Source organism: Rhodococcus sp. NPDC058639 (genome assembly GCF_042717545.1).
Taxonomy (GTDB): Bacteria; Actinomycetota; Actinomycetes; order Mycobacteriales; family Mycobacteriaceae; genus Rhodococcus.
Genome location: NZ_JBHXRF010000008.1, coordinates 233323 through 255012 on the forward strand (window position 1 = coordinate 233323; position 21690 = coordinate 255012).

Here is a 21690-nt window from a genome sequence, read left to right on the forward strand (position 1 = left end):
CCGATTTCGATTGCTCCCCGCACGGTACATGCGCGGGACCACAGCGGCCGGTGGTATTCCACCGGCGCTCACCCCGCCGGGGAGAGCGCCGCGCCGACCTCGGCGACGGCATCCCGCACCATCTGCTCGTACGCGTCGAGATCGGGAATCACCCGACTGCCCGCGGCAACGCCGATCGTGACGGTCTCTCCGAGTCCGTATACACCGTGGGTCAACGCCATGGCCGGCGACAGGGCCGGGAATCCGGCGCTGAACACCACCGGCCCACCGGCGAGCGCGAGGTCGGCAGACCCACGGAAGACGCTCGACACCACGGTGTTTCCCGTGACGGTGACGGGAAGAGACGGCCCGTACCGAACAATCCCGAACCGCGACAGGGGGGCCGGAACATGTTCGGCTGCCGCGTCGCGCTGCGCGAGCAGCGGATCGGTCACTCTCTCACGACGCGCATCCAGATCGGCAGCGATGCGGGCAGCCCGGACACACAGGTCCGATTCGGTGACGAACAGGTCGACGCCGACATTGCGATAGTTGTTGTTCGCCGAACCCACAACCCCGACCGCCACGGTGACCTCCGCACCGAGCCGGTCCGGCACGCTCTCGCCTCGCGTGTCGAGAAACCTGGACAGCGCCACCGAGAGAGCCGTCAACGCGACGACGGTGACGGTATATCCACCACCGCGGAACGCAGCGGACCGGAACACCACGGCGCGGACACTCCGCTCGGTGCCCGGATCGCAGTTGACGCCGACGAGCGGCCGCCCGGCGGCCGGTGCCGGTATCCCACCTGCCGCGGTCGCGGCTTCGAGAGCGCGTGCCGCAGCGGCCGCACGTCGGCCCGACCGCACCAGGCGAAAGGCCTGCGCGGGAAACCGGGCGGCGGCACGAACGATCATCTCCCACGCGAAGGGCCCTGGCTCCGGACGCGGGGACGCCGGTGGCTCGTCCGCACCGAACAGCGTCCGGGCCAGGGCGGTGGCCCCACGGCCGTCCGCGAACGCGTGCGAGACCTGCCAGACGACCACCAGGGCGGCACCCTCACACAGGGGAGCGTCGCGCACTCCGGGGAATACGTGCAGGCGCCACGGGCTCACCCGAGCATCGAGCACCGTCGCAACAAGCGTCCCCAGTGCGTTCTGCACGCTCTCCCACGACGGATCGTCGAGCCGGTGCTCGGCGACGAGGTCGTCGCCGAAAGTTCTTGGAAACCAATACGGGTAGTCCAGATGCCGGGGTACGTCCCGGACGCAGCACAGCAGCTTCCCCATGACGTCGGTACGCCTGCGCACCGTCTCGCGCACCTCGTCCACGCCGGCGTCGGTGGCGAAGCAGAAGAGCAGGAACTGGTCGTTGGGCATTCGATCGGAGAGCCAGTACATCTGCGCGTCCGCGGGGGTGAGCTGCACCTCGGCAGCGTAATGCCGGGTAGAAATGAAGTCATGAGCGACACCACCACCGACCCGTACCTCTGGCTCGAGGATGTCACGGGCGAGAAGCAGCTCGACTGGGTCCGTGCCCACAACGACCGCACGGTCGACGCCTATACCCGCAGCACCGGTTTCGGCACACTCGAAAGCCGGATCCGTGAAGTCCTCGACACCGACGCTCGCATTCCGTATGCCCGGCGCCGAGGCGAGTACCTCTACAACTACTGGCGTGACGCCACCCATGTGCGCGGGCTGTGGCGACGCACGACGATGGACCAGTATGTGCGCGAGAACCCGGAGTGGGACGTCCTGGTCGATCTCGATGCCGTGGCCGAGGAGGAAGGCGAGAACTGGGTGTGGTCGGGCGCCCAGGTCCTGCGTCCGGACCAGACGCGCGCGCTCATCAGTCTCTCGCGCGGAGGCGCCGACGCCACGGTGGTTCGCGAGTTCGACCTCGTCACCCGGCAGTTCGTCTCCGGACCGGACAGCTTCGAAGTGCCGGAGGCGAAGACCGACATCGGCTGGATCGATGCCGATACCGTCTATGTGGGAACAGATTTCGGTGCCGGATCACTGACCGACTCCGGATATCCCCGCATCGCCGCGCGCTGGCGGCGCGGGACACCACTGGCCGACGCGGACACGGTCTTCGAGGGCGAAGCGGGCGATGTCGCGGTATCAGCGTGGTACGACGACACCCCCGGTTACGAGCGCAGTTTCGTCGATCGTGCTCTCGACTTCTACCGGGCACGGCGCTTCGAACTGACGACGTCGGGCGAACTCGTCGAACTCGAGGTTCCGCACGACGCGCGGGTGAGTGTGTACCGCGACCATCTGTTGATCCGTACCCGCTCCGAATGGCTCGGGCACCCCGCCGGCGCATTGCTCGCCGCCGACTATCCCTCGTTCCTGGCGGGCTCGCGGGACCTGACGGTGTTGTTCACTCCCGACGAGCACACGTCGCTCGAACAGTACGCGTGGACGCAGAACCATTTGCTCGTCGTCACGTTGCGCGATGTGCAGACCCAGATGCGGGTCCTCACCCCCGGCGCCGACGGCTGGACGGACGAGCCGTTGCCCGGCGTGCCGGACGCGACGTCCACATCGATCATCGACGTGGACCCGCTCACCGGCGACGACTTCTTTCTCAATTCGAGCGGTTTCACCATCCCGGCGACGCTGCTGTCCGGCACGGTGGGCGGCCGGATCGAGCCGATCAAGGCCGCACCGTCCTTCTTCGACGCCACCGGCATTTCGGTGGCGCAGCATTTCGCGACGTCCGACGACGGCACACAAGTTCCGTACTTCGTGGTGGGACGCAATACCGCGAGCCCCGCACCCACCCTGCTGTACGGCTACGGCGGGTTCGAGAATTCGATGGTGCCCGCCTACAGCGGAGGTATCGGCCGCGCGTGGCTGGACAAGGGCTACACGTACGTGATCGCCAACATCCGCGGCGGCGGTGAGTACGGCCCGGGTTGGCACACCCAGGCGCTCAAAGAGAACCGGCACAAAGTCTTCGAAGACTTCGCTGCCGTTGCGAAAGACCTTGTGGCACGGGGGATCACCACGGCGGAGCAGCTCGGCGCGCAGGGAGGCAGCAACGGCGGACTCCTGATGGGTGTGATGCTCACCCGGTATCCGCAGTTGTTCGGCGCGATCGTCTGCCAGGTGCCGTTGCTCGACATGAAGCGCTACCACCTGCTGCTCGCCGGTGCTTCCTGGATGGCCGAGTACGGCGACCCCGACAACCCCGACGAATGGGAGTTCCTCAGCGGATACTCGCCGTACCAGAACACCGATGCCGACGCGACGTACCCGCCGATCCTCGTGACGACCTCCACCCGCGACGATCGCGTCCATCCCGGCCATGCCCGCAAAATGGTCGCCCGCCTCGAGGAGGAGGGTCACGAGGTCTGGTACTACGAGAACATCGAAGGTGGACACGGCGGTGCAGCCGACAATGCGCAAGCGGCGTTCAAGTCTGCGCTGACCTTCACATTTCTGGCGGACAAGCTGAGCTAGCGGTCGCGTAACCACGCGGCGACCTTCGCCGCCGTGTCGGCGTTGTCGCGGATCCAGCCGTTGTGTCCGAGTTGCCGGGGGTTGTGCCACGTCGTGATGTCCGCGGCGGGCAGCTTGCCCAGCAGGTGCCGGGCCGACTCCACGGGCGTCAGCTCGTCGCCTTCGATGGTGATCGACAGGACCGGCAGGGTGAGACGGGCGAGCCGCTGCTCGTAGTCGATGTCCGCACCGGCCGGATCGAACCGGCCTCCGCGCGCGAGCCGCGCCCAGTCGGAAATCAGGACGCGGGATTGTCGGCCGAATCCCGCCACGTCGATCCGGTCACCGGGCCAGAAACCCGCGACACTCGATGTCAACGACATCGCCGCCGAACCCAGCAGGAGCCCGGGGCGGCGGGCGCCCCGGTAGTGCCGGTAGTACGGGGTGCCCGCAGCGACGAGAATCAGCCCGCCGAGCCGGCCGCGGATCCGCGACGCGTACAGCACGCCGAGTTGGCCTCCCATCGAATGCCCGAGCAGATAGGGCGTCGAATCCGGAAAGCGCTCCCGTACCACCTCGAACACGGCAGGCAGATGCACTGCGACGATGTCGTGGTAGCCGTAGGTGCTCTCGGGGCCGGGCCTGGGGCGGCTGTCCCCCTGCCCCGCCAGTTCGCAGATCGCCGCATCGAACCCGTACCCGGTCAGCGCCTCGGCGAACGATTCGTAGTATCCGGCGGGAACACCGAGTCCCGGCACGATCACGACCACTGCGCGTGACGAGTCGCGACGGGCTTCGTGCTCGTGGTCGGGGCCCGCGAACAACCGCACCGGTGTAGTGGTGCCGTCGGGTAGCTGGATCGGTACGGTTTGCACCGGCTCAGACTAGGCCGATCCGGGCTCGTCGTTCGCCGGTTCGGCCGCGACCTCCCGCGTGCCGGGGTCCGGGATGCCGGCCTCGTCGAGTGCCGCCGCGGTGAGCGCTCTTCCCAGAGCAATCATGTCCGCGGCCCTGTGGAAATCGAGACTCCGGCACGCGGTCCGCGGGACCTCGACGAACACGTCCGGCGGGTAGGCGGCCAGCTGGAATCGCGACAGGGCCGACTGCATGATGTCGAACGACCGGTTCATCACCGCAACGCGTCCGAACTTCGGCGTAGGCACGTCGTCGGTGCCGGCATCCGCCTCGACGACCGTCTTGTCCACGAACGAGTCGTCGTTGTCGGCGCCGCTCGCCGAGAACCGGTTGACCACCGATCGCACAATGTCGGTGTCGAGCACCGAGGCAGCGCTACGACGGAAACGTCCCATCCATTCCTCGGCGGGCCGCGGTTCCGAACTCGCGTTCTCGGGCGAGTGCGACCGGCCGTCGTCCTCTCCGGCGAGACTGACGCCGATCGTGAGATCCGCGTGCATTCCGACGGTCGGTGCGATCGGCAACGGCGACAGTGTGCCTCCGTCGGTGAGAACCCTGCCGTTGAGCACCACCGGAGTGATGACACCGGGAATTGCGATGGACGCTCGGATCGCCGCGTCCACGGGACCTCGCTGGAACCACACCGCACGTCCCGCCGCGAGATCGGTGGCCACGGCCGTGAACGCGATCGGCAGATCCTCGATTGCGACCTCTCCGAGTATGTCGCGCATCTTCGACAGGATCCGCTCGGCGTGGATGGCACCGGGAGCCGACACCGAGACGTCGAGCAGACGTACGACATCCATCTGGGACAGGCTCAGCGCCCACTCCGTGTACGGGTCGAGTTTGCCCGCCGCGTAGACACCTCCGACCAGCGCACCCATCGAAGCGCCTGCCAAACCCACGATTTCGAGACCGCGTTCCTCGATCACCTGGATCGCGCCGATGTGCGCATACCCCCTGGCGCCCCCGCTCCCCAGCGCAAGCGCCACTCGCGTTCGTCCCGCCATGGACCCGATCGTACGCAGATCCGCCCGCATCGGACCGGATTCCGCTCGACCCCGAGGTCGAGTTCAGGGTCGAGATGGGGGACGTGCCCGGATGTGTTCGGGTGCATGTCCGGCGCACGATCGACGTGTTCGATTTCGCAGGTCACTCACCATCGGGAGAATTCATGCGCACCAGGGTCATTGCAACACTCTTCGCCGGCGCGGCAGCAGTCGCTCTCGGAACCGGCACTGCCACAGCACAAACCGTTCCTGTCGTTGTAGGCATGAGCCAGCAGTCGGCGGCCGAGCTACTCACCGAACGCAACGTTCCATTTTCGATCACGAACCGGTCGGGCAACCTGTCGGGCCACTGCGTCGTCACCGACCAACGCGACAAGGGGAACCGGGTCGAGGTCGACTACGAGTACGACCACAAGGACAAGGCATTCGACCGCGTCGAAACCGAGGTCTGGCGCGGAATCGGACTCACCGTCGTCTGTCGTTGAGCACCTGCCTGTGACCCGAGTCCTCAGTCCAATCCGAAACCTCGTTGCAGCAACGCTTGCCGAAGGCCTTCCCGGTGCCCCAGCGCACCCGGCGAGGCAAAACGGCCGAGGACGCGCTCACTCCAGCTGTCCGGTAGGCCCTGGCCCCGGTAGAACTGCGCAATGGCGTCCTCGTACGCGGCGACTCCCTCGTCCTCCGCATCCTCCGCGCCAGATCCGTACTGCTCTCGATGCAGCACGACGTCCTGACCGAGCCGCGGCTTGACCTCCGGATACCCGGCCGGGTCGGGACGGCCCACCACCAGCCCGACCACGGCGAAACTGTGGTCGGGCAAGGCCAGTTCGGAAGCAAGCTCGGTGGGGTGGTCGCGGAGCGCGCCGATGTATACCGTGCCGAGCCCGAATGATTCCGCGGCGAGTGCGGCGTTCTGCGCGGCCAGGGTCGCGTCGACGATTCCGAGCAGTGCCGATTCGAGATAATCCACGTTGACGAGGTCTCCGCCACGCCTCGTCGCCAACCGGGCGGCACGCGCCAGATCGGCGACCCACACCAGCAGAAGAGATGCGTTGCGCACCGTCTCCTGGTTTCCGGCGAGTTCCGCGATGCGGCCGAGGCGTTCACGATCGGTCACCGCGATCACACTCCACAACTGCAGGTTGCTGGAGCTGGCGGCCGACGAAGCCGCAGCAACGATCACACGGAGATGGTCTTCGGACACTTTCTCGGGCAGGAACTTCCGTACAGACCGGTGCGCGAGCTGAACAGCGAGAACGTCATTCCACAGCGAGGGGTCGATGCGTGCGCCCACACGTTCGGCTTCGTCGGCGCCATAGCGGCGACGCAGGGCGACGAGACGATGATCGCTGACGGTGCCGGACATAGAAGTGAGCTCCTTCTCGAAAAGAATGACGACACCGAGTCTGCGCCTCCCCATCACGCCCGGCGATACTTGGCCTCACCCTGATCCTGGTTCATCCGATCGCACCCCGAGAGAAAGATCAGGGTAGAGATCCGGGTTCCTCCCCGATGTGCGGGAGGCTCACAACCGGCACGATCGAATCATGACATTCGAGAACAACAACCCCCGGCCCTTCGTCCGCTCCTCGTCGCAGCGCATGCTCGGTGGCGTCTGCGGAGGCTTCGCCGAATACTTCGACGTGGACGTCAATCTCGTCCGTGCGGGCGCGGTGCTCGCAGCCTTCGTCACCGGCGGCACGGCAGTGCTTCTCTACCTCGCCCTGTGGATGCTGCTGCCGGAATGAGGGTCGGTGTGGTGGGTGTCGCGCACCAACCGGTCGGCGTTGGCAAGAATCGCTGCGCGGAGCGCACGCTCCGGCTCACTGAGCACGCTCCGGCGCGAGACGAGCACGAAATCGAGATGACCGGCATCGGGTAACCGGCGGGTTGCGGACCGAACAGGAACAAGACCCGTCGGTGGAAGCCGGCTCGCATGCAGGACAACACCCAGCCCGGCCAATGCGGCGGCTCTCAACCCGATGAGACTGTCGGCGACGCACGTCACCCGCGCTCCGTATCCGCACCGCTGGAGCACGTCGAGCGCGATCTCCCGAGTCAGCGACGGGTGCGGATAGGTGACGAGCGGTATCGGACCTTCCGGGTCCGGCACGAAGCCGGATGCCCCGAGGAACTCGAGCTTGTCACGGAAGATCAGTTCACCGTGACGCTCGCCGGGCCGGCGCTTCCCGAACATGAGATCGAGATCGCCGTCCTCCAGGCTGCGATGCAGGTTTTCACTGAGCCCGACGGTGAGTTCGAAATCCACACGTGGATGCCCGCGCCGGAATTCGGCGAGTACGGCAGGAAGTTCGTGGAGTACCAGGTCGTCGGACGCGCCGAACCGCACGCGACCGCTGACAGTGGATTCGGTGAAGTAGCGCTGGGCAGTGTGGTGGCGCTCGAGGATCTCACGCGCGAAACCGAGCATCGCGCTCCCGTCGGCGGTCAACTCGACGGTGTGGGTGTCGCGCACGAACAGCCGGCGCCCCGCAGTCGCCTCGAGTTTGGCGACATGCTGACTCACGGTGGATTGCCGCAGGCCAAGGCGTCGCGCCGCCGCCGTGAAACTGCGTTCGCTTTCGACGGCGAGAAAACTACGGAGGTGGACGGGATCGAACACCCCCGCATTCAATCACAATCTGTGATGACAGTGATCACGGTAATCGGCTTCTCGAATCAACCTGCGATGGCCTAGCGTCGAACCATGCTGGCGAAGATCCCATTACTCAACCGACTCGACCCGTTCCTTGTGGGTATCGTGCTGACAGTTGCCGTCGCCGCGGCCCTGCCCGCACACGGCGTCGGGCTCGATGTCTTCACATGGGCATCGAAGATCGCGATCGGCCTGCTCTTCTTCCTGTACGGCGCGCGCCTGTCCACCGCGGAAGCCGTGGCGGGCCTGAGGCATTGGCGGCTGCACGCGACCATCCTCGCGACCACATTCGTGATCTTCCCGCTCCTCGGCCTTGCGGCAAAGGTCTTCGTTCCGTGGCTGCTCAGTGAGCCGCTCTATCTGGGCGTGTTGTACCTGTGTCTGTTGCCCTCGACAGTGCAGTCGTCGATCGCGTTGGTCTCCGTTGCGCGTGGCAATATTCCCGGTGCGGTCGTCTCGGCATCCGCCTCGAGCCTGCTCGGCATCCTTTTCACCCCGGCACTCGTGGCGGTGACAATGAGTACGCAAGGAGTCACCTTCAGTTCCGCGGCAGTGCTGGACATCGTGCTCATGCTGCTCGCCCCGTTCGTCGCGGGCCAGGTTCTGCGCCGCTGGATCGGGGGCTGGGTCACCGCACACGGCAAGCCCCTCAAGCTCGTCGACCGCGGTTCGATTCTGCTCGTCGTCTACGTGGCCTTCAGCCGCGGTATGAACGAGGGCATCTGGACCCAGTTGTCTGCTTTGCGCCTGCTTGCACTCGTCGGGGTGTGCATCCTCCTGCTGGCGATCGTGCTGGCACTCACCTGGTACGCGCCCCCCAAGCTCGGATTCTCGTACGAGGACCGGACGGCCATCCTCTTCTGCGGTTCCACCAAGTCCCTCGCAACCGGCCTGCCGATGGCCACGGTCCTGTTTCCCGGAGAACCCATCGGACTGATCGTCCTTCCCCTCATGCTGTTTCACCAGATTCAGCTGCTGGTGTGTGCAGCGATCGCCGCCCGGCTCGCGAAGCAATCGGCCGAGCCGGCGCTGCAAAGCTGATCAGACCGGGGAATCGTTCGGTCCGACGCAGACGAACCGGCCCACGGAACGAAGACGGCCATGAGTCCCGAACTTCGGGACTCATGGCCGCAGTGCGTGCCGGCGAATCCCACGTCCGCTAGCGCGTCCCGCCGTCATACAACGAACCGGTCATCACCATCAAAGGTAATGACCGGTTCGAAAGTGAGCGCACCGGGCGGGTGTCGCCTCAGCTCAACTCGAGTGCGTTCGCAAGCATGGGCCACGAGTTGTGCAGATCGTCTTCCCAATAACCCCAGGAATGCGTTCCCGCCGGACGGAAGTCGAACACAGCGGGTATTTCCAACTCCTCCAGGCGCGCAGCCAACCGGCGGGTGCAGTTGTCGACCGCAGCCTCGATCACGCCTCCGACAACCACCTGGTTCGCCAACAAGCCCGGATCGTCGCCGACCGAGGTAGCGCCGAGACGATCATGCTCACCCGGCAGCCCGGTAGCCGAGGAGATGTAGAGATCGATGCCACGCAACTTCTCGGCGTTGACAAAGGGATCGTTCTCGGCCCATCCGGGGCCGCCGTACGGACCCCACATGTTCTCCGCGTTCGCTTCTCCGCGACTCTCCACCACTGTCCGGACATAGAGTTGCCCGAGTTCGGTACTCGTTTCGGCGCAGCCACTGTAGGCACCCACCGCCTTGTACAACGTCGGCTCCGCGATCGCGAGACTCAGAACCGAAGTCCCCGACATCGACAGTCCCGCGATCGCATTGGTACCGGTCGTGCCGAATTCGGCATCGATGATCGGCGGCAGTTCACGAGTGAGGAAGGTCGTCCACTTGTTCCGGCCCAGAATCGGGTCGTCCTCGAGCCAATCGGTGTAGTAGGTGAACGAGCCGTCCAACGGAGTAACGACGTTGACGTTCTTGTCGGCGAAGAACTCGTCCATGTTCGTCCGCGCATCCCAGGTGGCCACTCCCTGCCCGCCACTGGCACCGTTCAGCAGATAGAGCGTCGGACTCGGCACGCTCGTGTCCGCCGCCGTGTACACACGCAGCGGCACTTCACGATCCATCGCTGCGGAGTACACATGGGCCACCACGACGCGATCGCTCTCGACCTCGACGCGGGACAGATGCGAAACAGGCTCGGCGGAAGCAATGCCCGGTGCTCCGAGGAGAACCAGCACCCCTATCCCTACAGTGGCAATCACTCGCCGGAACAACGCCGAGATCACTCGACCGACCTCCCGTATGCCTTCGTCAGCCAAGCGGCGACGCTGAGTTACCGCCCCGAATAGTCGAGGCCTGTCAATTGATACACCATAGACCTCCCAATGGGAACGAATCGGACAGCGGGGCTGTGCGTGGGATTCCGAGTCGCAACCGTAGGGGTCGCAGCCGTAAGGAAGGCTTCGGGCCCGACGTACGAACCCCATCTCGGGCTGCGAAAACAGGAAGACGCGATAGCCGGGCGGGAGCTACTCGTCCAGTACGCGGGCACTCCTCTGCGCGGGCACTCACCGGCCACGAGTTGTGCAGATCGTCCACTCGGTAATCCCGCGAATGCGTTCCTGCCCAACGCATCAGGAACAGAAGAGGCTCCGGACATGCCGCGAGGCCCGAACCCATCGAGATGGGTTCGGGCCTCGCGGAGGACTACCTGGCGTATGCCGGGGGCTGGATCAGAAGTCCATGCCGCCCATGCCGCCGGTCGGGTCGCCTGCGGGAGCAGCGTTGCGCTCCGGCTTGTCGGCGACGACGGCCTCGGTGGTCAGGAACAGAGCCGCGATGGACGCTGCGTTCTGCAGTGCCGAGCGGGTGACCTTGACCGGGTCGTTGATGCCGGCAGCGAGCAGGTCGCCGTACTCGTTGGTCGCGGCGTTGAGGCCGTGGCCGGCGGGCAGGTTGCGAACCTTCTCGGCAACGACGCCGGGCTCGAGGCCGGCGTTGAAGGCGATCTGCTTCAGCGGAGCTTCGAGGGCGACGCGAACGATGTTCGCACCGGTTGCCTCGTCACCTTCGAGCTTGAGCTCGTCCAGAGCCGGAGCGGCCTGCAGAAGTGCAACGCCACCGCCGGCGACGATGCCCTCTTCGACGGCTGCCTTGGCGTTACGCACGGCATCTTCGATGCGGTGCTTGCGCTCCTTGAGCTCGACCTCGGTCGCAGCGCCGGCCTTGATGACGGCGACGCCACCGGCCAGCTTGGCCAGGCGCTCCTGCAGCTTCTCTCGGTCGTAGTCCGAATCCGACGCCTCGATCTCGGCGCGGATCTGGTTGACGCGACCGGCGATGGCGTCGGGATCGCCCGCGCCCTCGACGATGGTGGTCTCGTCCTTGGTGACGACGACCTTGCGTGCCTGGCCGAGGAGCTCGACGCCGGCGGTCTCGAGGGACAGACCGACCTCTTCGCTGACGACCTCGCCACCGGTGAGGATCGCGATGTCGGCGAGCTGAGCCTTACGGCGATCGCCGAAGCCCGGAGCCTTGACCGCGACGGACTTGAAGGTGCCGCGGATCTTGTTCAGCACCAGGGTCGACAGGGCTTCGCCCTCGACGTCCTCGGCGATGATCAGCAGCGGCTTGCCCGACTGGATGACCTTCTCGAGCAGCGGCAGCAGGTCCTTGACCGTGGAGATCTTGGAGCTGACGAGCAGGATGTAGGGATCCTCGAGCACTGCCTCCTGACGCTCTGCGTCAGTGGCGAAGTAGAGGGAGATGTAGCCCTTGTCGAAGCGCATGCCCTCGGTCAGCTCGAGCTGAAGGCCGAAGGTGTTGGACTCCTCGACGGTGATGACGCCTTCTTTGCCCACCTTGTCGATGGCCTCGGCGATGAGCTCACCGATCGCGGGGTCACCGGCGGAGATGCCGGCGGTAGCAGCGATCTGCTCCTTGGTCTCGACTTCCTTGGCGGTGTCGAGCAGCCGGGCCGTGACAGCCTCGACGGCCTTCTCGATGCCGCGCTTGAGGCCGAGCGGGTTCGCTCCTGCTGCAACATTGCGCAGACCCTCGCGCACCAGCGCCTGGGCGAGCACGGTGGCGGTGGTGGTGCCGTCACCCGCAACGTCGTCGGTCTTCTTGGCGACTTCCTTGACCAGCTCGGCGCCGATCTTCTCGTACGGGTCCTCGAGCTCGATCTCCTTGGCGATGGAGACACCATCGTTGGTGATCGTGGGAGCGCCCCACTTCTTCTCGAGAACGACGTTGCGACCCTTGGGGCCCAACGTCACCTTGACTGCGTCGGCGAGGCTGTTGAGGCCCCGTTCGAGGCCGCGACGAGCCTCTTCGTCGAACGCGATGATCTTGGCCATTGCGAAGTGATCCTCCGGGTATGGGGGTGACACGCTTGCCGGCCGGGTTCAGTGCCCGCGACGGACGACCAGGGAGTGTCGTTAATTCCCGGTCTCACCGTCCCGACCTGGCACTCACGTGTTGCGAGTGCTAAGTGCATTCTTAGCACTCGGGGATGGTGAGTGCAAGATTACAGGCACTCACCACCCCCGTCACAGTGCAGCGGAAAAACGCGGAAGAGAATTATCGACGCGTAGAACCGACACCCACGGCGCACCACTGACCGGTCGCCGTATTGACCGCGAACGACTGGGCACCCACGCAGGTCACGCCCGTCGTATCGGCGGTCGCGCCCGAACCCCAGCCCGCGACCGATACCGTCATCGCCGGGCCCTCGGCCCACGAATGGCTCAGCCCGCCGCCGAGCGCGTACGCGTAGGAGCGGCCTCCGTCGGCTGCCCCGCTGAGAGCCGTGCCGAATCCGGTTGCGTGGGACTCGGCAGCTCCCCCTCGCTCCGCGACGGACACCGCGGTGCCGCTGTCGGCAGCCGACGCGCGAGCCGTAGCGCCGGGAGCGGCCGTCGCGCCACAGCTTGCGGCGTCCGAGACGAGGATCTGGTTTGCGGACGGAGGAGACAGGCACGTCACCGGAGCGGCCGCCGCGGTCCCGGTCCCCATGAAGGCAGCCGACGCCACTCCGAGGGCGACGAGCACACCGGCGCGTGCGACACGGCGGCCGGAGAGAACGGAACGGAAGGATCGAATGGACAAAGAGCACTCCTCTGCGCTGGATTGCCTCCACAGGAGACGGTGAGGGCTGATCCCCCGGCGGTAGGGTACCGATCACACCGGCCGGGCGCGAGGAACCACCTCACAGGTGGGCAGGCCTCCTCAGAGGGCGTCGAGCAGTGCCGGCAGATCGGCCACCGAGTCGATCACGTGGTCGGGCTCGTCGACCGAGAGATCGAGCACCGACTGGCGAAACTTCCCGGTACGCACCAGAACTCCGGTCATTCCGAGTCGCTGGCCGGGAACGACCTCACCCGCGAGGTCGTCACCGACCACGACGATGGAGTCAGGCTCCGCGCCCATCAGGTCCGCCGCGACGAGGAACCCACGCATCGAGGGCTTACCTACCGTCACCGCCGTCCGGCCGGTCAGTTCCTCGAGTCCGGCAAGGTACGACCCGGTGTCGAGGCGCAACCCGTCGTCCGTCTGCCACGACATCGCCCGGTGCATCGCAACGACAGGCACTCCGCCGAGCATCAGGTCCGCGACCCTGCTCAGCGAGCGGTGGTCGTAATGACGACCTGCTCCACCCAGGACGACGACCTCGGGATCGGCATCGTCCTGCACGATGCCCTCGAGGTCGTCCTCGATATCGCCCTCGTTCAGTACCCAGCAGCGCCGGCCCGGGTAGGTCTGCCGAACATATTCTGCGGTGAGCCCCGCAGCCGTCACTATTTCGTCCGGGTCGACCGGCATTCCCAGATCGGTGAGCGTGCCCGCGATCGCGGCGCGCGTGCGCGAGGTGGTGTTGGTGAGAAATGCCCGGGTCACGCCGTCCTCACGCAACCGGGCCAGCACGTCGGCAGCCCCCGGCACCGGCTTCCACGAGGTGACGATCACGCCCTCGATGTCGAACAGAACTCCACCCACGTCACTCATGAACCGACCCTATCGATGACGTTCGGGGCAGAGCCAGGGGGGCGGAGCGGATCGTCGGTTCCGCACCGCCCCCCTGGGCCCGATTACACCGCCCCCCCCTGGGCCCGATTACACCGCCCCTTACGGCGCTTACACCGTGCGGGCGAGGCGGTCGGCGAGAAGCCGGGTGAAGCGCGCCGGGTCCTCGACCTCACCGCCTTCGGCGATCAGCGCCATCCCGTACAGCAGTTCCGCGGTCTCGGCGAGCGCGGGATCGTCGTTGCGTTCCGCGTGTGCCGTGCGAAGACCCGAGACGAGCGGGTGTTCGGCGTTGAGTTCGAGGATGCGCTTGGTCCGCGGGATCGGCTGGCCCGATGCCCGGTACATGCGCTCGAGGGCCGGCGACATGCTGAAGGTGTCGCCCACGATGCAGGCGGGCGAAGTCGTGAGGCGTGACGAGAGCCGCACCTCCTTGACGTGTTCGTCGAGGGTGTCCTTCATCCACGTCAGCAGGTCACCGAACTCCTTCTCCTGCTCCTCCCGTTCGGCTTCGGCCGCCTTCTTCTCGTCCTCGGTGTCGAGATCGACCTCGCCCTTGGCGACAGACCGGAACGGTTTGCCGTCGTACTCGGGAACCGACGTCACCCACATCTCGTCGACCGGGTCGGTCAGCAGCAGCACCTCGATGCCCTTCGCCGCGAACGCCTCCATGTGCGGGGAACTCTCGAGCAGCTGCCGGGACTCGCCGGTGATGTAGTAGATCTCGTCCTGGCCGTCCTTCATGCGTTCGACGTATCCGGCGAGCGTCGTCTGCTCGTCGTCACTCGCCGTCGAGTCGAAGGACGCGATCTGGAGGAGCGTGTCGCGGTTGTCGGTATCGGAGATCAGGCCTTCCTTGAGGACGCGGCCGAACTCGTTCCAGAAGGTCCGGTACTTGTCGGCGTCCTGGGTCGCCATGTCCTTGACCGTCGACAGGACCTTCTTGGTGAGGCGACGGCGGATCGCGCGGATCTGCCGGTCCTGCTGAAGGATCTCGCGGGAGACGTTGAGCGAGAGGTCCTGCGCGTCGACCACACCCTTGACGAACCGCAGGTACTCGGGAACGAGATCCTCGCAGTCGTCCATGATGAAGACGCGCTTGACGTACAGCTGGATGCCCGTCGTCCGCTCGCGGGCGAACAAGTCGAACGGCGCATGGCTCGGAATGAAGAGCAGCGCCTGGTACTCGAACGTCCCCTCCGCGCGCATGGGAATGATCTCGAGCGGTTCGTCCCACGCGTGGGCGACGTGCTTGTAGAACTCGGTGTACTCCTCGTCGGACACCTCGTCCCGCGAGCGCGCCCACAGCGCCTTCTGCGAATTGAGGGTCTTGGTCTCGACGCTGACCTCGTCGGTACCGTCCTCACCCTTGGTGGTGCGCGTGACCTCCATACGGATCGGCCAGGCGATGAAGTCGGAGTACTTCTTGACGATCTCCTCGAGCTTCCACTGCGAGGTGTAGTCGAAGAGGTGGTCGTCGGCATCCTCCGGCTTGAGATGGAGGGTGACGGACGTGCCCTGCGGGGCGTCGTCCACGGTCTCGATCGTGTAGGTGGATTCCCCGCTCGATTCCCACCTGGTTCCCGAGGCTTCGCCCGCCTTGCGGGTGACCAGCGTGACCTTGTCGGCGACCATGAACGAGGCGTAGAAACCGATGCCGAACTGGCCGATCAGTTCCTGGGATGCGGCGGCGTCCTTGGCCTCGCGCAACTTCTGCCGCAGTTCACCGGTGCCCGAACGCGCAAGCGTGCCGATCAGATCGACGACTTCGTCGCGCGTCATGCCGATGCCGTTGTCCCGGACCGTGAGGGTGCGGGCCGCCTTGTCGACCTCGAGTTCGATGTGCAGGTCGGACGTGTCGACCTGCAGATCCTTGTCCCGGAAGGACTCGAGCCGGAGCTTGTCGAGCGCATCGGAGGCGTTGGAGATCAACTCACGAAGGAATGTGTCCTTGTTGGAGTAGATCGAGTGGATCATCAGATCGAGCAGTTGGCGCGTCTCGGCCTGGAACTCACGCTGTTCGACGTGTGTGCTCATTCTTGTCCCCTTCGGCAGCAGAACTTTCGAACGGGATCTTAGGACGTGTTTACGCCGGCGAGCGGGGCGCCCCCGCACCGGGATCGATCCGGAACGGGCCGTCGACACTCGGGCTGACGGGGAAGTCGAAAATCGACGTCGGAATATACACCGTGGCACACGAGTTCGGGATGTCGACCACGCCCGACAGCCGGCCCTCGATGGGTGCCGCACCCAGCAGCAGGTAAGCCTGCTCCGGGCTGTAGCCGAACTTGGTGAGGTAGTCGATCGCATGCAGGCACGCGCGCTGGTACGCCAGTTGCGAGTCCAGATAGCGCTGCTCACCGTCGAGCGTCACCGAGGTTCCGGAGAAGGCGAGCCACTCCGAGAATTGCGGGTCGGTGTTGCCCGGCATGAAGATCGCGTTCTCGCTCACCCCGTACGTCGTCATCCCGCCGGGAATGAGGTCGACGCGAAGATCGATGAACCCGCCCATCTCGATGGCGCCGCAGAACGTGATCTCGCCGTCACCCTGGGAGAAATGCAGGTCGCCGACCGAAAGGTTCGCTCCGTCGACGAAAACGGGATAGAAGATCCGGCTGCCCTTGGTCAGGTTCTTGATGTCCTGATTGCCGCCGTTCTCACGCGGCGGCGCGGTACGTGCGCCCTCCCCGGCAACCCGATCGAATTCCGCACCGTTCAGGCTGCCGAGAATCGCACCGTTCGGCTCCGGCGGAAGTGCCAGTGGCGGAACACGATCCGGGTCCGTCGCGATGAGTGCGGCCTCGCGCGTGTTCCACGTCGAGAGCAGTTCGTGCGACGGGGCCGTGCCCATCAGTCCCGGGTGCACGATGCCGGTGAAGGAGACGTGCGGAACATGCCGGCTCGTCGCGGTCTGACCGGAAAAGTCCCAGATCGCTTTGTACGCGTCGGGGAACTGGTCGGTGAGGAAACCGCCGCCGTTCGGTGTGGCGAAGATGCCGGTGTACCCCCAGCCCTGTCCCGCGAGCGGCCCGGAGTCCTCCTGCGGGATCGGCCCGAGGTCGAGGATGTCGACGATCAGCAGATCCCCGGGTTTCGCACCCTCCACCGCGAACGGTCCGGACAGCGCGTGCACGGTGTGCAATGGAGCATGGCGAATGTCGTCGGCGGAGTCGTCGTTGTGGATCTCCCCGTCGAACCACTCGCGGCAGTGCACCCGGAACGAGTCTCCCGGCTTGACCGTCGCGACGGGTGGAATGTCGGGGTGCCAACGGTTGTGGCCGATCTTCTCCTGCTCGGTGAACTTGCGAGTGGAGTCGAGCGGGAAGATGACGTCGGGCAAGGGAACCTCCTGGAGGGAGCGGCGGCGGCTGAGCAACGGGGGATGCGAGCCGATACCTCGGAAATCGACATTCGTCAGGGCCGAGGAAGCATGCGATGACGGGGATCGGTGGTGACCGGACGCGGCGGCGTGCGCGGACGACCGGGTACCGCGCCCGACACCACCGCGGGTTCGGACGCGGTGCGCGCGGTGGACTCTAGAATGCGCATCGCTGCCGTCGGGCCGCGACCGAGGCGGGGCGCGGTGACCGCGCGCGGCGACTCGGCGGTACACACGGGACACGCTGTGACCGGCCGAACCTCGCTCATCGAGACGGATACGTCGAATGGACCGCATTCGGCACAACGGTATTCGTAGAGCGGCATCGACATCGACCCTTCGGGCAGCAGTGAACTCGCGCTGCGACAACCTCTTGTGCAGCAACCGTTCCCGACCGTAGCCGACAGACGCCCGCAAAGTCGGGCGTCGCCGGAAGTCGTTACGCGGCAGAAACACTGCGGTCAATTCACGTCCCGGCGCCGCACCAGGACCACGGTGACCAGTACCGAGACCACGATGTAGGCGCCGACTGTGACCGCGGCGCGCGGGCCGGAGATCACGTCGACCACACCGGGTGTGCCCTCCCCGCCACCTGTTACCGCGCCGACGAGCGATCCGGCAGCGGTGCCGGGCAGGAACGCGGTCACGGCCTGGACGATCGGCAGGGCGGCACCGACTCCGCGCAACAGATTCTCGACCACGAGTGTCCACACGAGCCCGAGACCGACCGACAGGGCAGCACTGCGGGCGTAGGTGCCGAGCGCGAAGCCGATCGCGCCCCACATCATGAACACGAGGTATGCGGTACCGGCGGACCCCAGGAGCGCGGTCACTGCGGGCCATGCGACGGGTTGCGACTCGGCCGTGGCGATCGTGACGGACACGAGCGCGCACAGTGCGGCGGTCACGGTTACCGTTGCGGCCACGATCACCGCGAGGGCGAGCAACACCCCGACCGTGGGGCGCAGGCGCCCCTGGCCGAATACGGTTTTCCAGGTTCCCCAGGCATAGCCGTTCCCGGCGACGAGCGCACCCAGGACCAGCACCAGTGCACCGCCGAACAGCGGCGTCCCCTGGGCGAGCACGTCGGGGAAGGACTCGGGCAGAACGCCGCTGAGCAGGGCCTCGCTCGACTCGCCCTCGGTCGAGAAGCCCGCGTTCCCGGTCGTGTAGGAGACGTAGGGGAAGACGTAACCGAACACCACGGCAAGCAGGAACCACGTACCGATGGTCGCCCACATCGCCGGCCACGAGCGCAGCCGGAACAGTTCGGCGCGAAGACTGCGGGGAACGGTGTTGTGCAGGGCGCCGGGCGAGAGGTCTCCGGTGTTCGCCCGGAAGGTCGAGGCAGACATGTCACATCCCTTTCTGACGTGAGGAGTCGCTCGTCATCTCGAAGAACACGTCTTCGAGGGTGCGTTCGTCCGGTCCGACCGAGGACACCGCGACGTCTGCGGCGACGAGCATCCGGACCACATCGGGGGCGCGGTCGGGTGAAATGTCGAGCAGCACATCGTCGCCGTCGATCCGGAAACCGTTCTCACCGGCGGTATCCGAGGCGAGCGAGACCACGCGATCCAGCGGCGTGCCGCGAACTTTCAGGACTGCGTCGCCGAGCAGTGTGGACACCGCCGATTCGCGCAGCAGACGCCCGTTCGCGATCACGCCGACGCGATCGCAGATCTCCTGAATCTCCCCGAGCAGATGGCTCGACAGGATCACGGTGTGCCCGGAGCGTGCGAGTTCGAGGATGAGCGCTCGCATGTCGGCCATGCCGTTCGGGTCGAGCCCGTTGGTGGGTTCGTCGAGCACGAGCAGGTCGGGATCACCGAGTAGCGCCGCGGCGACACCGAGGCGTTGTTTCATCCCCAGCGAATACGACTTGTACGTGTCGGCACCACGGTCGAGGAGGCCGACACGGGTCAGTGCATCCTCCACCGACCGGTCGCTGCACCCTCGATGACGTGCGAGGGTACAGAGGTTGGCGCGTCCCGACAGGTACGGGAAGAACCCGGGCCCCTCGATGAGAGCACCTGTCCGGGAGCAAGGTTCGCGGGTTCCGGCCGCGCTGCCGAAAACCTGAGCGGACCCGGAGGTCGGCCGAATCAGGCCGAGGATCATGCGCAGGGTCGTGGTCTTCCCGGCGCCGTTGGGGCCGAGGAAGCCGTAGATCTCGCCGCGGCGGACGGTCATGTCCACGGAATCGACGGCCGCGCGGTCGCCGTAGCGTTTGGTCAGTGCGGCGGTCTCGACCACGGTGTCGGCGGCAGCCGGCTTCGCGCGGCCGGGCGGATCGGTGGTCCGCGTGGGGGTGTCTGTTTCGGGATGGTGTGGAGTGTGTTCGGTCATGAACCGATCGTGGGACCGGGACGCGCCGGTGTCGTCCGCCGACGGGCGGCGCGGACATACGCAGAATTGCGTACGCCACGGATCCCTCGGCGCGGCTAGCCTCGAAAGGTGTGAGTACCGACCACAGCCGTGAGGTCCCCGAAGTCACCGGGCCGGCGGTACTCCGCGCCGGGTTCGCGGTCGCGGTGGTCTTACTCATAGCCCTGGCAACCTTCGGCGCGAACAGCACGCGGCCGCCGGCGGCGACGGTCGGTGCAGGTGTACTCGCGGCCGCGTGCGCCGCGGTCGCGCTCGCCGCGGTGAGGTGGCCCCGGGCCGCGCTCGGTGCCGTGCCCGTGCTGATGGGCGTCTATTTCGTGACCGGCGGGGCCGACGGACCGATTTTCCTCATGCCCGCACTCGCCGCTTTCGGTGCGGCGACGGTCCGGCCCGTCCGGGACCTCGCGGCCCCGGGCATTCTCGCCGTCCTGATCTTCGCCACCGGGCAGGGAGTGCGGGTCGCAGTCACCGGATATCCCCTGTGGGTCGCGGTATGGCAGACGATCGGCACCACGGCCGTCGCAGTTGCCGCCGCAACCGTGGGCCTCTGGCGGTCGGCGCGACGGGACGCGAGCGCCGAGCGGGTCCGGCGCGCGGCCACCGAGGAACAACTGCGGATGGCCCGCGATCTGCACGACGGGGTGGGCCACGGACTGGCGGTGATCGCGATGCAGGCAGGCGTGGCGCTGCATGTGCTCGAACGCGATCCCGCGGCAGTGCGGGCCGCGCTCGTCGCGATCCGCGACACGAGTCGTGATGCTCTCGGTGAACTGCGAGCGGAACTCACGACACTTGCGGGGGACTCCGCCGAACGACGCCCGCAACGCGTCACGGCGGACCTTCCGGTTCTCGTCGACCGGATCCGGGCCGCCGGCCTCGACGTCGACGTGCGGGTACCCGACCGGTCGCTGCCCTCCGACGTCGACCGGGTTGTGTACTCGGTCGTTGCAGAGGCGATGACCAACGTCCTGCGGCATGCGCATGCCCGCGCGGTGCGCGTCGACGTGTCGCACGAAGGGCAGGCGGTAACCGTGCAGGTCACCGATGACGGGCACGGCGGGGACGCGACCGGCTCGACCGGAGGAATGGGCTTGTGCGCGATGGCGGACCGCGTAGCGGAACTCGGGGGCACGCTCGTCACCGCTCCCGGACCGGAAGGTGGATTCGTCGTGCGGGCTGTGCTCCCGGCCCGCGCGGCCGCAAACCGAGGGAGCGGACGGTGACGGTGCGGGTGGTGCTCGTCGACGACCAGGCGCTCGTGCGCGTGGGGCTCCGGACGTTGTTCACCGCCGAATCGGACATCGAGGTGGTCGGTGAAGCTGCCGACGGCACCGAGGCCTTTTCCGTCGTCGAGCACACCCGACCGGACGTGGTCCTGTGCGACATCCGCATGCCTGCACCGGACGGACTCGAGGTGTTACGCCGGATCACCGCCGATCCGGTGCTGCGCGGCGTGCGGGTCGTGATGCTCACGACCTTCGAACTCGACGAGTACGTGTTCGAGGCACTACATGCCGGCGCGAGCGGCTTCCTGCTCAAGGACGCGGAGCCGACGGCACTGCTCGACGCCGTGCGCATCGTCGCGGACGGCGGGTCGCTGCTCGCGCCGTCCGTCACCCGGCGGGTGATCGAACACTTCCTCCACCGGCAGGAAGCGCCGGGCCCGCATCCCCGGCTCGGAGCCCTCACCACGCGGGAACGCGAGATCGTCGCGTGGGTCGGGACGGGCCGCTCCAACAAGGAGATTGCGCACGAACTCGTGGTCAGCCCCGAGACGGTCCGCACCCACGTCTCGCGGGCGATGACGAAGCTCGGCGCGCGCGACCGTGCCCAGCTGGTGGTGTTCGCGATCCGATCGGGGCTGCAACCGTGACGGGCCGAAGCCACCCGGCGCACTTCCCTGCACCGGTCCATGATGGAT

The 21690-nt window shown here is 66.5% G+C and carries 20 protein-coding genes; 6 read left to right on the forward strand and 14 right to left on the reverse strand.

Annotated features, from left to right (window positions below; all coding sequences use genetic code 11):
- Positions 1–68 precede the first annotated feature (68 nt).
- Positions 69–1406: a WS/DGAT domain-containing protein gene (locus ACFWU2_RS17640; protein WP_378608518.1), complete on the reverse strand. Its 1338-nt coding sequence runs from the start codon at positions 1404–1406 to the stop codon at positions 69–71.
- 33 nt (positions 1407–1439) lie between these two features.
- Here ACFWU2_RS17640 and ACFWU2_RS17645 point away from each other — a divergent pair, with 33 nt between their 5' ends.
- Entirely contained in the window at positions 1440–3452 is a 2013-nt protein-coding gene (locus tag ACFWU2_RS17645; RefSeq protein WP_378608521.1) for a prolyl oligopeptidase family protein, read from the forward strand.
- On the opposite strand, the gene ACFWU2_RS17650 is transcribed toward ACFWU2_RS17645, so the two are convergent.
- Together ACFWU2_RS17650 and ACFWU2_RS17655 are read right to left on the reverse strand one after the other, a co-directional pair.
- Positions 3449–4306, reverse strand: a complete 858-nt coding sequence (locus ACFWU2_RS17650; RefSeq protein ID WP_378608524.1) for an alpha/beta fold hydrolase — start codon at positions 4304–4306, stop codon at positions 3449–3451. The two genes, ACFWU2_RS17645 and ACFWU2_RS17650, sit on opposite strands and share 4 nt — an antisense overlap.
- 9 nt (positions 4307–4315) lie before the next feature.
- Positions 4316–5356 (reverse strand): patatin-like phospholipase family protein, encoded by a 1041-nt coding sequence (locus tag ACFWU2_RS17655; RefSeq protein ID WP_378608527.1) that lies wholly within the window; start codon positions 5354–5356, stop codon positions 4316–4318.
- 263 nt (positions 5357–5619) lie between these two features.
- On the opposite strand from ACFWU2_RS17655, the gene ACFWU2_RS17660 reads away from it, so the two are divergent.
- On the forward strand, positions 5620–5841 hold the full coding sequence (locus ACFWU2_RS17660; RefSeq protein ID WP_378608531.1) for a hypothetical protein: 222 nt from the start codon (positions 5620–5622) through the stop codon (positions 5839–5841).
- Between the two features lie 23 nt (positions 5842–5864).
- On the opposite strand, the gene ACFWU2_RS17665 is transcribed toward ACFWU2_RS17660, so the two are convergent.
- On the reverse strand, positions 5865–6722 hold the full coding sequence (locus ACFWU2_RS17665) for a nitroreductase family protein (RefSeq protein ID WP_378608533.1): 858 nt from the start codon (positions 6720–6722) through the stop codon (positions 5865–5867).
- Between the two features lie 181 nt (positions 6723–6903).
- On the opposite strand from ACFWU2_RS17665, the gene ACFWU2_RS17670 reads away from it, so the two are divergent.
- A complete protein-coding gene (locus ACFWU2_RS17670; protein ID WP_378608536.1) occupies positions 6904–7104 on the forward strand; it encodes a PspC domain-containing protein in 201 nt (66 codons plus the stop codon).
- On the opposite strand, the gene ACFWU2_RS17675 is transcribed toward ACFWU2_RS17670, so the two are convergent.
- A complete protein-coding gene (locus ACFWU2_RS17675) occupies positions 7071–7979 on the reverse strand; it encodes a LysR family transcriptional regulator (protein ID WP_378608539.1) in 909 nt (302 codons plus the stop codon). The two genes, ACFWU2_RS17670 and ACFWU2_RS17675, sit on opposite strands and share 34 nt — an antisense overlap.
- A gap of 84 nt (positions 7980–8063) precedes the next feature.
- Between ACFWU2_RS17675 and ACFWU2_RS17680 the strand changes: the two genes are divergently transcribed.
- Positions 8064–9053, forward strand: coding sequence for a bile acid:sodium symporter family protein (locus tag ACFWU2_RS17680; RefSeq protein WP_378608542.1), 990 nt, complete (start codon positions 8064–8066; stop codon positions 9051–9053).
- A 208-nt stretch (positions 9054–9261) separates the two neighbouring features.
- Here ACFWU2_RS17680 and ACFWU2_RS17685 read toward each other — a convergent pair whose 3' ends face one another.
- The 9 genes from ACFWU2_RS17685 to ACFWU2_RS17725 all read right to left on the reverse strand — a co-directional run bounded on the left by ACFWU2_RS17685 (position 9262) and on the right by ACFWU2_RS17725 (position 19730).
- Entirely contained in the window at positions 9262–10263 is a 1002-nt protein-coding gene (locus ACFWU2_RS17685; RefSeq protein WP_378608757.1) for an alpha/beta hydrolase, read from the reverse strand.
- A 447-nt stretch (positions 10264–10710) separates the two neighbouring features.
- Positions 10711–12336 (reverse strand): chaperonin GroEL, encoded by a 1626-nt coding sequence (gene groL, locus ACFWU2_RS17690; RefSeq protein ID WP_378608545.1) that lies wholly within the window; start codon positions 12334–12336, stop codon positions 10711–10713.
- Positions 12337–12559: 223 nt separating this feature from the next.
- Positions 12560–13087, reverse strand: a complete 528-nt coding sequence (locus ACFWU2_RS17695; protein WP_169651315.1) for a DUF6764 family protein — start codon at positions 13085–13087, stop codon at positions 12560–12562.
- Between the two features lie 120 nt (positions 13088–13207).
- Entirely contained in the window at positions 13208–13984 is a 777-nt protein-coding gene (locus ACFWU2_RS17700) for an HAD-IIA family hydrolase (RefSeq protein ID WP_378608550.1), read from the reverse strand.
- Positions 13985–14113: 129 nt separating this feature from the next.
- Positions 14114–16039 (reverse strand): molecular chaperone HtpG, encoded by a 1926-nt coding sequence (htpG, locus tag ACFWU2_RS17705; protein ID WP_378608553.1) that lies wholly within the window; start codon positions 16037–16039, stop codon positions 14114–14116.
- Between the two features lie 49 nt (positions 16040–16088).
- Entirely contained in the window at positions 16089–17342 is a 1254-nt protein-coding gene (gene fmdA, locus ACFWU2_RS17710; RefSeq protein WP_378608555.1) for a formamidase, read from the reverse strand.
- Positions 17343–17416: 74 nt separating this feature from the next.
- Positions 17417–17713: an FmdB family zinc ribbon protein gene (locus ACFWU2_RS17715; RefSeq protein ID WP_378608558.1), complete on the reverse strand. Its 297-nt coding sequence runs from the start codon at positions 17711–17713 to the stop codon at positions 17417–17419.
- A 129-nt stretch (positions 17714–17842) separates the two neighbouring features.
- Positions 17843–18736: an ABC transporter permease gene (locus tag ACFWU2_RS17720; protein ID WP_378608560.1), complete on the reverse strand. Its 894-nt coding sequence runs from the start codon at positions 18734–18736 to the stop codon at positions 17843–17845.
- A gap of 1 nt (position 18737) precedes the next feature.
- Positions 18738–19730, reverse strand: coding sequence for an ABC transporter ATP-binding protein (locus ACFWU2_RS17725; RefSeq protein WP_378608563.1), 993 nt, complete (start codon positions 19728–19730; stop codon positions 18738–18740).
- A 110-nt stretch (positions 19731–19840) separates the two neighbouring features.
- On the opposite strand from ACFWU2_RS17725, the gene ACFWU2_RS17730 reads away from it, so the two are divergent.
- Both ACFWU2_RS17730 and ACFWU2_RS17735 read left to right on the forward strand, forming a co-directional pair.
- On the forward strand, positions 19841–20992 hold the full coding sequence (locus ACFWU2_RS17730; protein WP_378608566.1) for a sensor histidine kinase: 1152 nt from the start codon (positions 19841–19843) through the stop codon (positions 20990–20992).
- Positions 20989–21642, forward strand: a complete 654-nt coding sequence (locus tag ACFWU2_RS17735; RefSeq protein WP_378608569.1) for a response regulator — start codon at positions 20989–20991, stop codon at positions 21640–21642. Before ACFWU2_RS17730 ends, ACFWU2_RS17735 begins: the two co-directional genes overlap by 4 nt.
- The last annotated feature ends 48 nt before the right edge of the window (positions 21643–21690 follow it).